The sequence below is a fragment of the Eisenbergiella tayi genome (assembly GCF_001881565.1).
GTDB classification, from domain to species: Bacteria; Bacillota; Clostridia; order Lachnospirales; family Lachnospiraceae; genus Eisenbergiella; species Eisenbergiella tayi.
This window is the reverse complement of record NZ_MPDJ01000001.1, coordinates 224,149-239,741: the sequence shown is the minus strand read 5'-3', so window position 1 is coordinate 239,741 and position 15,593 is coordinate 224,149. Positions and strand designations below refer to the sequence as shown.

Annotated in this window: 12 protein-coding genes; 11 read left to right on the top strand and 1 reads right to left on the bottom strand. The window is 48.1% G+C overall.

Annotated features, from left to right (window positions below):
- Positions 1–59: 59 nt before the first annotated feature.
- Positions 60–962 (bottom strand): glycoside hydrolase family 43 protein, encoded by a 903-nt coding sequence (locus tag BLA28_RS00955; protein WP_069155685.1) that lies wholly within the window; start codon positions 960–962, stop codon positions 60–62.
- Between the two features lie 353 nt (positions 963–1,315).
- Here BLA28_RS00955 and BLA28_RS00950 point away from each other — a divergent pair, with 353 nt between their 5' ends.
- The 11 genes from BLA28_RS00950 (at position 1,316) to BLA28_RS00900 (ending at position 15,565) form a co-directional block, all read left to right on the top strand.
- Complete coding sequence (locus BLA28_RS00950; RefSeq protein WP_069155684.1) at positions 1,316–2,170, top strand: helix-turn-helix domain-containing protein; 855 nt, start codon at positions 1,316–1,318, stop codon at positions 2,168–2,170.
- Between the two features lie 245 nt (positions 2,171–2,415).
- The gene (locus BLA28_RS00945) at positions 2,416–3,768 is read left to right on the top strand and encodes an ABC transporter substrate-binding protein (RefSeq protein WP_069155683.1); all 1,353 of its coding nucleotides are present in this window, start codon (positions 2,416–2,418) and stop codon (positions 3,766–3,768) included.
- 118 nt (positions 3,769–3,886) lie between these two features.
- A complete protein-coding gene (locus tag BLA28_RS00940) occupies positions 3,887–4,807 on the top strand; it encodes a carbohydrate ABC transporter permease (protein ID WP_009254363.1) in 921 nt (306 codons plus the stop codon).
- Between the two features lie 17 nt (positions 4,808–4,824).
- Positions 4,825–5,667, top strand: a complete 843-nt coding sequence (locus tag BLA28_RS00935; RefSeq protein WP_044971108.1) for a carbohydrate ABC transporter permease — start codon at positions 4,825–4,827, stop codon at positions 5,665–5,667.
- A 41-nt stretch (positions 5,668–5,708) separates the two neighbouring features.
- Complete coding sequence (locus BLA28_RS00930; protein WP_069155682.1) at positions 5,709–7,226, top strand: endo-1,4-beta-xylanase; 1,518 nt, start codon at positions 5,709–5,711, stop codon at positions 7,224–7,226.
- Positions 7,213–9,402: a hypothetical protein gene (locus tag BLA28_RS33625; protein WP_069155681.1), complete on the top strand. Its 2,190-nt coding sequence runs from the start codon at positions 7,213–7,215 to the stop codon at positions 9,400–9,402. Before BLA28_RS00930 ends, BLA28_RS33625 begins: the two co-directional genes overlap by 14 nt.
- Positions 9,374–10,636 carry an AraC family transcriptional regulator gene (locus tag BLA28_RS00920; protein ID WP_069155680.1) on the top strand — a complete coding sequence of 421 codons (1,263 nt, stop codon included), beginning with the start codon at positions 9,374–9,376 and terminating at the stop codon, positions 10,634–10,636. Before BLA28_RS33625 ends, BLA28_RS00920 begins: the two co-directional genes overlap by 29 nt.
- Positions 10,637–10,651: 15 nt before the next feature.
- Complete coding sequence (locus tag BLA28_RS00915) at positions 10,652–11,695, top strand: AraC family transcriptional regulator (RefSeq protein ID WP_081329787.1); 1,044 nt, start codon at positions 10,652–10,654, stop codon at positions 11,693–11,695.
- Positions 11,696–11,919: 224 nt separating this feature from the next.
- Positions 11,920–13,608, top strand: a complete 1,689-nt coding sequence (locus tag BLA28_RS00910) for an extracellular solute-binding protein (protein WP_069155678.1) — start codon at positions 11,920–11,922, stop codon at positions 13,606–13,608.
- 125 nt (positions 13,609–13,733) lie between these two features.
- The gene (locus BLA28_RS00905; protein WP_069156551.1) at positions 13,734–14,669 is read left to right on the top strand and encodes an ABC transporter permease; all 936 of its coding nucleotides are present in this window, start codon (positions 13,734–13,736) and stop codon (positions 14,667–14,669) included.
- Between the two features lie 23 nt (positions 14,670–14,692).
- Positions 14,693–15,565, top strand: a complete 873-nt coding sequence (locus BLA28_RS00900; protein WP_035655197.1) for a carbohydrate ABC transporter permease — start codon at positions 14,693–14,695, stop codon at positions 15,563–15,565.
- Positions 15,566–15,593 lie beyond the last annotated feature (28 nt).

Genomic DNA, 15,593 nt, shown 5'->3' with positions numbered 1-15,593 from the left:
GGCAGCGGCCCTTTTTAAAAGGATCCGGTTCCCCGGATCCTTTTACTTTAATCGTCAGCCTATTTAACATCCGTCTGCGGAGAAACCGCTTTGACCGCAAGTTTCCCGTCTCTTTCTTCCATCTCATAAAAAGCCGGCCGTTCCAGCGGCGTTTCATTGGGAGAATGGAGGGTGAGCATGAGTTTACCATCCAGAGTTGCAAACAGCATGCCGTGGCCGCCGTCCCGCTCAAACAGCAGTTCTTCGTCAGGAACCCAGTTCCCTGTAATATCGTTATTGTCGGAACGAGAGATAGCTTCCACATAGCCATGCTCGCCGAAACTGGACCAGAGCATAAGAAGCTCCCCGCCTTTCAGCCGGTAAAGGAACGGACCATCAGTTACATAGTTATCTCCCGGAAACCGGTCATGTACGATTTTACGTACCCAGGGGCGGCCCTGGGAGGCGGTGAAAAGGGTACGGACATCACCTGCCGGACGTTTTAAATCCTTTGTCAGCTCCACACAGCAGACAGCTCCGTCGCCGATATCCTGCCATTCATGGCAGAATACCATGTAGGGAATGCCTTTCGGGGATACATATAAAGTGCCGTCCAGGCAGTTCCATGCATCAGGGGTGATTTTGCCTTCGCTGTGAAGGACAAAGGGGCCGAGCGGATTGTCCGCTTTCAGGATCATTGTTCCCTTTCTTTCAATAGCTTCGGAGTTAAAAGTAGCGAACATATAGAAGGCGCCTTCATAGAAATGAACCTCCGGAGCCCAGTAATTTTTGTCAGCCCAGAAGCCCTCCGGGCGGTGGAATACTTCAAAAGGCCCTTCCCAGTTTTCCAGATCAGTCCCGACGTAGCAGTCAAAACCATCTGCTTTTCCCCAGCACGTTTTGGCGCGGGTGCCATAGAGATAATAATGTCCGTCATGGACAAGGACAAAGGGATCCCTTATATTGATTTCCTTGTTTTTCATACATTCTCCTGTCTGTGCCAAACAGCACAAAATATAGTTGATGCCCTGCTGCTTGCGGCGGGGTATTTGACTTCTGCAGACAACGGAATGGATACATACTGGCGGACCGAAGGGTATCAGGACTTCAGGTCTGCGTAAGGATCCGGTACTCCGGGCCTGCTGTTTTGTGTATGGCTTTATACAAGGCGGCGTTAGATTTATGGTTGTAGTGTAGGTGATTGCAGGGAATATGTCAAGAAGGAAAGCTGGGCGGAGCCAACGAAAACACGCAACTGTAATTTTTGTTGACGAAAAAACTGCCATGCAGTAGAATTGCTTTTAATTTAACAGGGGAAAGAAGGGAGGAGCTGGGAATGAAGGAGCTTGTTTTTTCGGGGGCATGCCGGGGTATCGGCGTAAGCCATATTATCCGGGACTGCGATTTTACGGAAACGACAGGATATTACAGGAATGAGTACCAGATTCATTATATTTGTGAAGGAGAGAGGTTCTTTTTTATCAGTCAGAGGGGTTATAAGATGGTACGGGGAGCGATTGCCTTTATTGATAAAAGGCAGATTCCCACAACCAATGTGGTGGGCGGTAAGTTTCATAACCGCCTGCTCATTGAACTGGAAGAAAGCTGGCTTCTGTCGATGGGAGAGGCTGTTGGATTTGATCTTCTCCGGTTCTTTCAGGATTATCATGGGGTTTTTCTTTTGAACGAAGAGGAGCAGAAGTATATGCAGAAAAACATTTCTGTTCTGGAGAATTCCGTGGGAAAAGAAGGGGAGTTCTGTGAAGCCCAGGCCAAAATTGCGGTGATACAGATGATTCTGCGGGTATGCGCGGGCATGGGTGTAAGAGCTCCGGAATGCCGTTTCCCTCAGGAAAAAATGATGCGGTATATGAAGGTGCATGATATAACCGACTATATTGTGGGCCATTGTGAAGAAATCAGCTCCCTGGACGAGCTTGCCCGGCTTTTCTATATTGATAAGAGTTATCTGAGCAGGATTTTTAAAGAGGTAACGAACTTTACGGTTAATGAATTTATAAACTGCCAGAGGATTGGAAAGGCGAGGCTGCTTCTTGCGGAAACGGAGAAAACAATGGAGGAGGTGGCAAAAGAACTGGGATATGACAGCCTGGCGTATTTTGACCGTGTGTTTAAAAAATATACGGATATGACGCCGCTGCAATACCGGAAAATGAAGAAAAAGAGATAAATAAATGGGTCCCATATGGAAGAAGTATTTTCCATATGGGATTTTGTATTATGTATGGGCAGAACCTTTTCCGCCAGGCAGTCAATATAGTGCAAAAATGCACCGTATTTACTAATAATTGGCGAATTGCATAAAAATATTGATAATAAAGCGCTTACATAGTACAATGTGTACACAAGACGACGTAAGATTTATATTGCAGCTGCAAGCAAAAGGTCTGAACATGTAAGAAAAAGGAGGATGTTATGAAAGGAAAGAAGATTTTAGCACTGGTACTGACAGGAGTACTGGCACTGGGAATGACAGGCTGCGGGAGTAATTCCGCACAGACGGCACCGGCTTCTACCGCAGCCGCTGAAAATACTCCGGCGGAAGAAAGCAAGGCAGCAGATAATACAGACGGGGAGCAGGTAACCCTCAGGATGGCCTGGTGGGGCTCCCAACAGAGGCATGACGCCACACAGGCAGTGATTAAGATGTATGAAGAGCAGAACCCCAACGTAAAAATTGAAGCGGAATTTTACGATATGGATGGTTATCTCAATAAGCTGAATACATTGGTGGCAGCCAATGATGTATGGGATATCTTCCAGCTCGGCGGAAACTTTCCCACTTATCTGGAAAAAATCGTTCCCATAGATCCGTATATCGAAGACGGTACTATCGATGTATCCGATACGACCGAAGCCATGCTGCAGACAACGCGGTATGAGGGGCAGCAGGTAGGCCTTTCCAATGGTGTCAACACCTACGGCATTGCTTATGATCCGGCCATGTTTGCGGAAGCAGGCGTTGCGGAACCGGCAGATAACTGGACATGGGATGACTGGAAGGATGCATGTCTGACTATCCATGAAAAGCTGGGGATTTACGGAAGCTCCAAAATGAATGATTTTATGGCAGGCGCTTCTGTAAGATGCGGCCAGGTGGATTTTCATACCAGCTTTTTCAGCACGGATCTGAGCGGTCTTGGTTTTGATGATTATAAAATCCTGGAGCCCTATTTCGAGATAAAGAAGGAGCTTGTGGATGCAGGAGCTTATCCGGATCCGGGAGCTATCAGTGAAATTAAGGATATTGAGGGCGATTATCTGGTAACAGGCGAAGCGGCCATGACCTGGGTGGCAACAAACCAGCTTATTTCCCTGGCTAATGCGGCGGGAAGAGAGATTAAGCTCGCAGTCCTCCCCAGAATTGGTGCGGATGATCCTTCCGGTTCCGTAGTGCAGTCTTCCCAGATGCTGTGTATTTCCAAAGATTCCCAGTACCCGGAAGAAGCAGCTAAATTTATCAGTTTCTTTGCCAACGACGAAGAAGCCAACAAGATTCTGAATGGTGAGCGCGGTGTGCCGATTATGGGCAAAATCCGTGATATGATTCTGGAAAGTGCGGATGACATAACGAAAGTGACCTACAGCTTTGTGGATAAGGTAGGAACCTTTGAAACAGCGGATGAAATCAATGTTCTCAGCCCGCCTCAGCAGGTGGAAATAGAGGATAAGTACAATACGCTGATGGATCAGGTTATTTTCGGGGAAATCACACCGGATCAGGCGGCAAAGGAAGCCTATGATTTTGCGAAGGCTGCGTTTGAGTAAATATGCAGCAGTGAAATAAGTGCCCGGCAGCGGGGACTATTATGAAACAGGCAGCAGCCGGAGGAAGTTTACCTGGTATGCTGCCTGTTGCCGGATAAAGTGACAGGAGGCAGTATTTATGAAAAAAGGCAGTGGAAAGGGACGGTCGAAATGGAACCGGTTCCTGTATAATGACAATGTGGTGGGGTACGTGTTTTCGGCGCCCTTTGTCATAGGTTTTCTTGGGTTTACCATTATTCCCATGATTGTGTCCATGTATTATTCCATGACCGATTATAATCTGGTCAATAAGGAAAACTGGGTGGGACTGGCAAACTATGCCGCTCTGCTCACAGACGCTCGTTTTCAGAAATCGATTCTTGTAACCTTTAAGTATGTTCTCTTTTCCGTGCCTCTTAAGCTGGCCTTCGCTCTGTTTGTGGCCTATCTGCTTACAAGAAAAAGAAAGGGAATCAGCTTCTATCGTTCGCTGTATTACGTCCCCTCTCTCATAGGTGGCAGTATTGCGGTGGCTCTTGTATGGAAGGAGCTGTTTGCGAGGAAGGGACTGATAAATTCCATGCTGGGACAGCTGGGCGTGGAGCCAATCAGCTGGTTCGGCAATCAGAAAATGGCGTTGGTGCCGCTGATTATTATGTCGGCATGGCAGTTTGGATCGGCCATGATTATCTTTGCCGCAGGTCTGAAGGAGGTTCCCGTGACGTATTATGAGGCGGCGGATATTGACGGAGCCAGCAAGTGGCAGAGCTTTCGGAAGATCACGCTTCCCTGCCTGTCGCCCATTGTCTTATATAACCTGGTAATGCAGACGATTTCCGGCTTTATGATGTTCACGCAGGCTTTTGTCATCACTAAGGGAGGCCCTAATGACGCAACCCTTGTATATGCTCTGTATGTGTATAATACGGGCTTTAAATATTACAAAATGGGTTATGCCAGCGCCATGTCCTGGGTCATGCTGATAGTGATGAGTCTGATTACCCTTGTTATTTTCAAAACATCGAAGCTGTGGGTATTCAGTGAAGCGGATGAAGGATAGAGGTGAGCATAATGGGAATGAATGTGAAAAAAACAATGGGGACGATTTGCTATCATGTGTTTGTGTGTGCTTTCGGTCTGGTTATGATTTATCCGGTTTTATGGATGATTACCGGTTCGCTGAAAAATAATACGGAAATACTGAACGGCTCTTTGGGGCTGATTCCGCCTAACTGGCGGTGGGATAATTATGCGACAGGCTGGAGGGGCTTCGGCGGCGTGGGGTTCGGGAACTTTTTCAGGAACTCCTTTATCGTAACCGTGATATCCACAGCGGCGACAGTTATCAGCTCAGGCTGTGTTGCGTATGCGTTTGCCAGGATTAAGTACAAAGGAAGGAATATCTGGTTTGCCCTGATGCTTGCGACAATGATGCTGCCCGGGCAGATTATCATGATTCCTCAATATATCATTTACAATAAACTGGGGCTGGTGCCTTCCTTTGTTCCGTTGGTGCTCCCCCATTTCTTCGGGCAGGCATTTTTTATTTACCAGATGATGCAGTTTATGGCCAGTATCCCCAGAGAACTGGATGAGGCTGCAACGATTGACGGATGCAGCAAATATTCTATTTTTACAAGGATTATCCTGCCTCTTTTAAAGCCTTCCATAGTGACTACCATTATTATCCAGTTTTACTGGAAATGGGATGACTTTATGGGCCCCCTGCTTTATCTGAGCCAGCCTAAGACTTATACGGTATCCCTGGCCATCAAGCTGTTTGCGGATTCCACATCCACAACGGATTACGGAGCCATGTTTGCCATGTCAACGCTGTCATTGCTTCCGGTATTTTTGATTTTCCTGTTCTTTAACAAATACCTGGTAGAAGGAATCAGTACCAGCGGGCTGAAGGGCTGATTGTGATGAATGGAACCGCTGTGGAAAGGAGGATTTGAAAAATGGATTGGATACATGTAAGGCTGGACGGCCCCGGCGGAATCGCTGTGGAGCAGCAGCTGAAATCGGTGTACATATCGGGAATGGATTTTGAACCGGAGGAACGCAGGCAGAGGATTCTGCCGGATGGTATGCTGGAAATTTATAACCGGAAAAGTCCGTATATGGTACACGCCAAAATGAATCTGCCGCTGTATGGGAATATCTGGGTGATGGCCCATAATCAGGGAGAGGGATATACAGGGGATTTCGTTGATTTTGTTTCAGAAGCTGTGCGTACTTATCTATATGAGGCGGACCGCCTGTCACAGGGGCTGGAATTGTCAGCACAGGCCCGGGGGCATCTGGATGCGGCCCGGGAGTACGAACATCTTGCAGACAGAGGCGTTGATACACCGGAAAACAGGCTTTATGCCCTTTCCCATGCGGTTTATGCGGCGGAAATGGCATTGCTCGAAAGGTCACAGAAACAGCTTCGGGAAGCCCCTGGAAGGGATCTGAAGCTGGGATGTAATTTTTTCAAGTATTCATCGCCTAATGCCAGGTATGCCAAATATTTTAAGGAAGTGTTTGATTTTGCAACCCTTCCTTTTTATCCCCGGGACACGGTGCCGGAAAAGGGAAAATATGAGTATGGGTATATCGAACACGCCCTTTCTTTCCTGCAGGAAAACCATATTACGCCCAAGGGACATCCGTTATGGTTCGGGCATTCCGAGGTGAACCCGGAATGGCTGAAGAAGCTTTCCTATGAGGAGCTGAAGGAGCAGGCGAGGGAGATTGCCCTCCACCATGTATCTGCTTACCGGGGAAGAGTGTCCGTTTGGGATGCCATGAATGAAGCCCATGACTGGGCAAACTGTTTTGAACTGAATCAGGATCAGCTGACGGAGCTCACCAGGATATGCTGTGATGCCCTGAAGGAGGCGGATCCGAAGGCGGAATCGGTGGTGAATGTATGCCTGCCCTTTGCTGAATATGTGGCGGGAAGATATAACTGCTATGGCTCCCTGCCGGAAAAACTGACATCCCCTCTGGCCTATTTCCGGAATCTGGAGGAGAAAGAGATCGCTTTTGATACGGTGGGAATCCAGCTTTATTTTCCCGCAAGGGATATGGTGGCGCTCTCCCGGCTTCTTGACGCTTTCAAACAGCTGGGAAAGCCCATCCATATTACGGAAATGGGCGCGAACGGAGGAGTCAGGAGCCTGACGCAGGCCGGGGCGGGAAGCAGCTGGTCCCAGCTGAATATGTCAGAGGGGATCTGGCATGAAGGCTGGGGAGAAAGGACCCAGGCGGACTGGATGGAGTATATGTATACTATCCTGGCTGCACGGGATGAAATCAAAGCCCTTACCTGGTGGGATTTCATAGAGCCTTCCTTCTTCGGAAACGGTGCATTCCTGTATGAAAATGAAATACCCCGGGAAATCTTTTTCCGGCTGAAGGCGTTAAAAGCGAATATAACGGGCGCTTCCCGAAGGAGCCCGGACAGGGAGGCTGCAGATGGGCAGAATTGACAGAAAAAAGGTGGTAAAAAGGCACAATCCGATTCTTACCGCTATTGATTATGAATCTCCCCTGACAGTCGGAAATGGATTTTTTGCCTACACCTTTGACATTACCGGGATGCAGAGCCTGGGAAGGTATTATGCCCGGAACAGGAATCCCCTGTGTACCATGGCGGAATGGGGATGGCATACCACTCCCTTCGGCACCGATAAATTTGCCTGCAGCTTCGGCGAGGTAGAAATGACGGAGTATGATTTCTGCGGCAGGAAAGTGGCCTATGCGGCTGAAAAAAAAGAAGGCAATGAAGAGGTTTATGAATGGCTGCGCCATAATCCCCACAGGTATAGCCTGGCGGAAGTGGGACTGTTATATGACGGAAAGGAAATCATGCCGGAGGACATCGGCTCAGTCAGGCAGGAACTGGATTTGTATGAAGGAACCGCTGAAAGTGAATTTGAGGTGGGAAAAGAAGCCTGCAGCGTTCTGACCGCCTGCGGGGACGAGGATTGTGTGGGATTTTCCCTGCGCAGTCAGGCTTTGAAGGACGGAAAAATAAAAGTAAGGATCCGGCTGCCCTATCCTGGCACCAAGATTTGCGGCGCGGACTGGGAGGCGGGGGACAGGCACACCACGGAGCTTTTACAGCAGAAGGAAAACAGTGTGCTGCTCGTTCACAGGATGGACAGGGATGCCTGTGAAATCAGGATCGGCTGGGAAGGAAACGGTGTCCGGCTGGAGCGGGCAGGCAGCCATGAATTTCTTCTTTCTTCGGAAGAGGAGAGCCTTTGTTTTTCCCTGTGTTTCAGGAACAGAAGGAACAATCCATCCGTATATGGAAAGCGAAGCCAGGACGCTCAGTTATTGTCAGAAGAACTTACGATTGAGGAGATCTGTATGGAGAGCCGCAGGCGCTGGGGGCAGTTCTGGCAGAAGGGCGGGATGGTGGATTTTGAAGGGACAACGGATGTGAGAGGGATGGAGCTGGAGAGAAGGATTATCCTGTCCCTTTATCTCACCGGCCTGCAGTGCACCGGCTATATGCCGCCTCAGGAAACCGGGCTGACCTGTAACAGCTGGTACGGAAAATCCCATCTGGAAATGCATCTGTGGCATGCCGCCTATCTGCCTCTGTGGCATCGGGGAGAGCTTTTGGAACGCAGCATTCCCTGGTATACCGATATCCTGGATAAGGCAAAGGAAAATGCGGCAAGAAACGGTTATGCCGGAGCAAGGTGGCCCAAGATGGTGAGCTGTGACGGGATGGAAAGCCCGTCGGTAATCGCCACACTTTTGATCTGGCAGCAGCCGCATATCCTGTATATGCTGGAACTGCTGTACCAGGAGAAAAAAGAACAGGATGAAAATGAGGCGGAGGCCTTTCTGGAGAGGATGTTCGGCCTGGTAAAAGAGACGGCTGATTTTATGGCTGATTTTGCTGTGGAAAACAGAGAAAACGGAGAATACGACCTTCTTCCGCCCATCATACCGGCACAGGAACGGCATGCGCCCCAGGATACGGTGAATCCGGCGTTTGAAGTGGAGTACTGGAGATTCGGACTGAGCATTGCCGTGAATTGGGCAAAACGGAAAAAAGAGCCTCATGAAAACTATGCGCTATGGGAAAAGGTGGGAAGCCATATGGCAAAGCCGCCGGTAAGCGGAGGGCTTTACATTGCCCATCAGCATTGTCCGGATACCTTCCTGCATTACAATACGGATCATCCTTCCATGCTGGGGGCACTGGGGCTGCTGCCGGGAGAAGGCGTTGATTGTGAGGTGATGAAGGCGACACTTGACAGGGTGTTGGAGTGCTGGGATTTTGATTCCATGTGGGGCTGGGATTTCGCCATGATGGCTATGACCGCGGTCAGGCTGGACTGTCCGGAGCTTGCTGTAGATCTTCTTCTCATGGATAAGCCTAAGAATTCCTATGTGGCCAGCGGAAATAATTATCAGAAGACGAGTGATAAACTGCCTCTGTATCTTCCGGGGAACGGCTCCCTCCTTCTTGCTGTTCCGCTGATGCTGGAGGGAATACATGCGGCCGGAGAGGAAGCAGGTCAGGAAAAAGGAAGGAATACGGGACAGAAAACCAGGCAGGGAGAAAAGGGAGCCTGGCCCGGATTTCCGGGAGACGGAAGCTGGAAAATACGGTATGAGGATATCAGCGGGTTCCCGTATTGAACAGAAATGGACAAAAGGTGCAGAGAAGGCAGTCTTTTCTCTGTACCTTTTTTGCCCTTTTCGGAGGCGGCATGATATAATAGAACCGCAGCAGGAAAGGCCGGAAGGTGCTGCTGCAAATAAGAAAAGAGAGCTGGGAAAGCATATGGACAGGGAAGCCTTTCTTACATTATTTGATGAGGCAGAAGATATAGATTTATACCGAAAACTGTATTTTTGCTGTCCTGCGGCTTTTGAAGAGCCGGTGGCAAGCTGGGAAGAATTCTGTACACGTTTCCGTGAACTGGACGGAGAAGGGGACAGGGAGCTTCCTGACGCCCCGCCTACGCCGATTGCCGCTCTTTTTACGGAAGAGGAATATTTTTCCCGGGAGACCTGGGGAGAGGTGAATGTGATAACGAATGCAAGGTATTGTCCTGCATTTCTGCATAAGCTGGAATTCATCAAGATCATATATGTATTCCGGGGAAGCTGCCGGTTTTATATAGACGGAAAATGGCTGAGGATGACGGAAGGAAACGCTTGTATTGTGGCGCCGGAAGTGGAACAGACTGTTTTTTCCTGCGCTGACGAGGATATTGTTTTGAATCTGTTGATCCGAAGAAGTACGTTTGCCGAATCTTTCTGGGATCTGCTGGAAACGAAAGACGGCGGTGTGATTGCCGATTTTTTCTGGAAGATGCTTTATCATAAGCCGGGGGGAGAAGTGCTGCTGTTCAGCAGCCGTCCGGATGTACTGCTGGAAGAAAGTGTGATGGAGCTTTATGAGGAAGCTTTGCTGCAGCCGGTAAAAAGCCGTCTGGTGATGAAAAGTATGATGATGTCCATATTTGCCTATATTCTTCGCTGGGATGAGAAGGATGTGGTGCGGCTGAAAAAGAAAGGGGATAAAGGGGAATACCTTCTTGCCAAGTATTTGCTTTATATGAAGGCAAATCTGGAAAGTGTTTCCCTGGCATCCCTGGCGCGTGAATTCTATGTGAGCGAGGGATATTTAAGCCGTTATTTCCATCGGGAAACAGGCTCCACCTTCAGCCATTTGCTGATGGAAATGAAAATGAAGAGAGCGGCTGAACTGCTGCTTAAGACGGAATGCAGCATTGAAAAAATTGTGGCATTGATAGGTTATACGGATCAGAGCAATTTTTTCAGGAACTTCAAAGCAATATATGGAATGACTCCTCTTGTATACCGTAAAAAGCAGGGACAGGCTGATTTTATGAGGGTATTATAGAGTGGGACGGGGGACATGATGAAGCTCAGTGATGAATTGGGAAAGGAAGAACAATTATATAAAAGTCTGTATCAGCAATGCTGCGGGCTATGGGAGAAGCCGGTAACGGACTGGGACGAACTGGTACACAGATACCATAAGGCCGGAATCAGGAAGATACCGTCAGAACCGCCTTCCAAGATGGGAACCGTGCTGACGGAATCGGACTTTTTTACGGAGAATGTGAAAGAGGTGGTATGCTTCAATAATCTTCGTTATTGTCCTCCGTTTCTTCATAAGCTGGAGTTTATTAAAATTGTTTATATTTTCAGAGGAAGTGTGACACTGTATCTGGATGATGAAAAATATGAGCTTCAGACAGGAAATTTCTGCATTATTACTCCGGGAGTCCGGCATACGGTATTTTCCCGGCATGATGAGGATGTGATTATCAATATATTAATGAGGGTAAGTTCTTTCGCCAATGCTTTTTCGGGGATTTTGATGGAACAGAATATTCTGTCGGATTTTTTCTGGAAGATACTTTATACCAAACACAGCAACCGGGTTTTAGTGTTTGTATGCAGTAACGATGCGAAGCTGGATCGATGGGTGGAAAAAATGTTTGATGAGTCGGCGAGGCAGCAGAATGCCAGCAATCTTCTTATGAAGAGCTATGCTATGATTTTCCTCGGGATTGTCATGCGGGAGCATTTGAAGGAGCTGCATCTGAAGGAGGAGCTGACAGAGGAAGTATATGTGCTGCCGGCTATTATCCGGTTCATGCGCAAAAATATGAAGACCATTACGCTTGATGAACTGAGTCTGCAGTTCCATATGAGTGAAAGCGAATTAAAACGTTATATTGTGAGAGAAAGCGGTTATACCTACAGATACCTTCTTCGCGACCTGCGTCTTCGCAGGGCGGTGGAGCTTCTGCGGAATACAAAGCTGAGCATGGAACGAATTATGGAGGAGACGGGCTACAGTAATATGAATAATTTTTACCGGAGTTTCAAGGAGCATTTGGGGAAAACTCCGTCAGAGTTCCGTAAAAGCAGAGAAGAAATTCTGATTTGAAGGAAAATGGAGAGGAAGAAAAACCACTGCCGGCACAATCGATGGATTGTGCCGGTTTTATTTTGTATTGCGGTTTCTCAAATTAAAAAGAAAAGTCATATAAAGCAAGTTTTGTGTAGAGTGATATATTTGGACTGCAAATATATAATGTAAATACGCAAAACATACAAAGTGTATTTTATTAAAAGGGGATTGTATTGCAGAAATCACAAGGAGGAATGAAAATGGCTAAAAAGATGTCAGCAATTGTTTTGGCCGCAGTAATGTCGGTGACTTTACTGGCTGGCTGTGGGAGCAAGGGAACGGATACGGCGGCGCCGGCAGACAGTTCGGCAGCACAGATCACGGAAAATCAGGGGAGTACGGATGCAGGAACGGCCGGTGAGGAAGGGCTGATTCCCATCACTTTCAGCAGGGCGCAGGATTCCCTGATGGAAACGGATATTTTTGCAAGGATGGAAGGGGCAAGTTATGAGGACAATCTCTGGACAGATCTGATCGCGGAAAGGCTTGGCTATGATGTGAAATATCTGTGGATCGCCTCCAGTGCGGATCTTCAGACACAGAAATTCAATGCGGCTATGGCGGCAGGGACGATTCCGGATATTGTGTGTGTGAACAAGACGGATCTGAAGCAGCTCGTGGAAGCCGGACTTGTAGTGGACCTGAAACCTTATTTCGACGAATATGCCAGTGATTTTGTGAAGGATTTGATCGCGGCAGGCGGGGATGCAGCGATCCAGGCCTGTACCTATGATGGCGTGCAGTATGGAATCCCGTATGTGGACTGTGATATTGAAACAGCACAGATGCTTTGGCTGCGCCAGGACTGGATGGATGAGCTGGGACTGAAAGCTCCGGAAACACTGGATGAACTGAAAAGTATCCTGAAGGCTTTCCAGGATCATGCGGGCAGTGGCGGTACAGGTCTGGCTCTCAGCTCCGATATCTACGGAAACAACTTTGATATCAAGGGTTGGTGCAATGCCTATGGCGCATATCCCAAATATTGGATTGATGACGGCAGCGGAAATCTGGTATACGGAAGTACGACACCGGAGATGAAGGAAGCGCTGGGAAGCCTGGCGGCTCTTTTCCAGGAAGGATTGATAGATCCCGAGTTTTACGTAAATGATAACGATAAAGCAAAGGAAGCTCTCGTGAACGGAAAATGCGGAGCTATGTACGGCTATCATGCAGGTTCCCTGTGGCCGCTGCAGGATGTGGTGGATGCGGATCCGGAAGCGGACTGGCGGCCCTATGCACTGCCTGTAAAAAATGCAGGAGACACTATCCGGCCCGGTATCCATATGTGTACGGCAAACTGGTATGCAGTGAGCAAGGACTGTGCCCATCCGGAAGCTTTGATAGAGATGCTGAATTTATATTGTGAAAAGGTGCTGGATCCCGAACTGAATGAATATGCGGTATACGCCAATCCCGGGGACGGGCTGGAAGGTGTATGGAGACTGACACCGGTAACGATCAACAGTCCCAACAAGAACCAGGTGACGGCAAAGGCGATTGAGGAACCTTTAAAAACAGGAGATCCCGGTGATCTGACAGGAGAACAGTACAGTATGTGGGAATACAGCTATAAAGCACAGAACGGCGATACCCAGCTTTGGGGATGGAACCGGGTATTCGGTGCGGACGGTTCCCAGCAGCTGCTGATGTCCTACCAGAATGACAGTAATGTGGAATTAGTGTACGATCAGTTCTTCGGCGCTCCCGGCGAGGTTATGACCACCAAGAAAACCACGCTGGACGATATGCTGGATCAGGTATTTATTAAGATAATTGCCGGTCAGGAACCTCTGGAATCCTTTGATTCCGTTGTGGAACAGTGGAAAACTGCCGGCGGACAGGATATGACAGATGAAGTGAATGAATGGTACGCTTCCAGCAAGTAAGAAACCATATTAAGTGCGGTGTGGGAGGGATATACGTATTCCTCCCACTTTCCATGAATACGCAGGAGAAGAAATTTCCTGCGGATTTATGGAAAAGAGCGGAGATTATTATGAGGAGGAACCGAATGGCTTCAACAAATAAAAAAGGAAAAAGCAAGTATACGATTGCCGTATTTAAGCGGGAGCTGCCCCTGCATCTGATGCTCCTTCCGGGCCTTATACTGGTGGCTGTTTTCAGCTATACGCCTATGGCCGGGCTCATTATCGCTTTCCAGAAATTTATTCCCAGCAAGGGAATGTTCGGTGACCAGCAATGGGTGGGGCTGGGAAATTTCACATATGTGTTCAGCCTGCCGGGCTTTGATCAGGCGCTGAAAAATACAATAGTCATCGCGTTCTGGAAGATCGTTCTGGGGCTGATTGTGCCTATCGTTTTTGCATTGATGCTGAACGAAGTGAACCGGAACGGCTTTAAAAGAACCGTGCAGACTATCGTTTATCTGCCGTACTTTTTATCATGGGTGGTGCTGGGCGGTATTTTCCTGGACATGCTTTCGCCCAGTTCCGGGATTATTAACCAAATCATTACGGCGCTGGGAGGAAAGAGTATTTTCTTCCTCGGAGATAACCATTATTTCAAGCCTACTCTGATTGTGACGGATATATGGAAAAACTTCGGCTACGGAGCTATCGTCTATCTGGCGGCGATTCTGGGAATTGATACGGATTTGTATGAGGCGGCACAGATAGACGGAGCCAACCGATGGAAACAGGTATGGCATGTAACGCTTCCGGGCATGCGGATGATCATCGTACTGATGATGGTGCTCAGCCTGGGAAATGTTTTGAATGCGGGCTTTGACCAGATTTTCAACTTATACAGCAAAGCCGTGTATGAGTCCGGGGATATTCTGGATACCTTCGTATACCGCCTGGGACTGATAGATGCCCAGTATGGGCCGGCCACCGCTGTGGGGCTGTTTAAGTCGATCATATCCACCATGTTTATTTCGGTTTCCTATTGGCTGGCCTATCGGTTTGCGGATTACCGGATTTTTTAAGGGAGGGCATTACATTGAAAAAAATGACAAAGGGACGTCTTGTTTTTCAGATTATTAATTATACGGTTCTGATTTTTTTATCTCTCCTGTGCCTGTTTCCGCTGCTGAATATCCTGGCCATGTCTTTCTCCAGCGCCACGGCAGTTTCGGCAGGGAGGGTATCTGTCTGGCCGGTGGAGTTTAATACCTATGCATACAGCTATGTTATCGGTAAAAGGGATTTCTGGAATTCCCTGCTGAAATCTGTGGAAAGGGTATGTATCGGCGTGCCTTTTTCCATGCTGATAACCATTCTTGTTGCCTATCCGTTATCCAAGGAACGGACCCAGCTCAGATTAAGAAGCTTCTATTCCTGGATCTTCTTTTTTACCATGCTTTTTTCCGGAGGGCTGATTCCCGGATATCTGCTGATTCAGAATCTGCATCTGATGGATACCATCTGGGCGCTGATTCTCCCTATGGCTGTTCCTGTTTACAACATTGTACTTATGCTGAATTTTTTTCGGGGAATACCCCGTGAACTGGAGGAAGCGGCGCTTATTGACGGAGCCAACCAGTTCCAGACCTGCTTCCGGATTTATGTGCCCTGTGCTAAGCCGTCAATTGCAACGCTCACGTTATTCTGCTTCATTACCCATTGGAACAGCTATTTTGACGGATTGATTTTTTCCAATTTCCCGGAAAGCTATCCTCTGGCGTCTTTCCTTTATACCGTAGTGGTGCAGAGGGATATGAGCCTTTTGAGTATGGAACAAATCAGGGAGCTTTCGCTGGTGGATGACAGGACTATCCGCTGTGCACAGATTTTTATTGCGCTGATACCGATTATGCTGATATATCCCTTTGCCCAGAAATATTTCGTAAAGGGAATGACAGTCGGATCCGTCAAGGGATAGAGTACATATCACAGAAAGCCCGGAAATA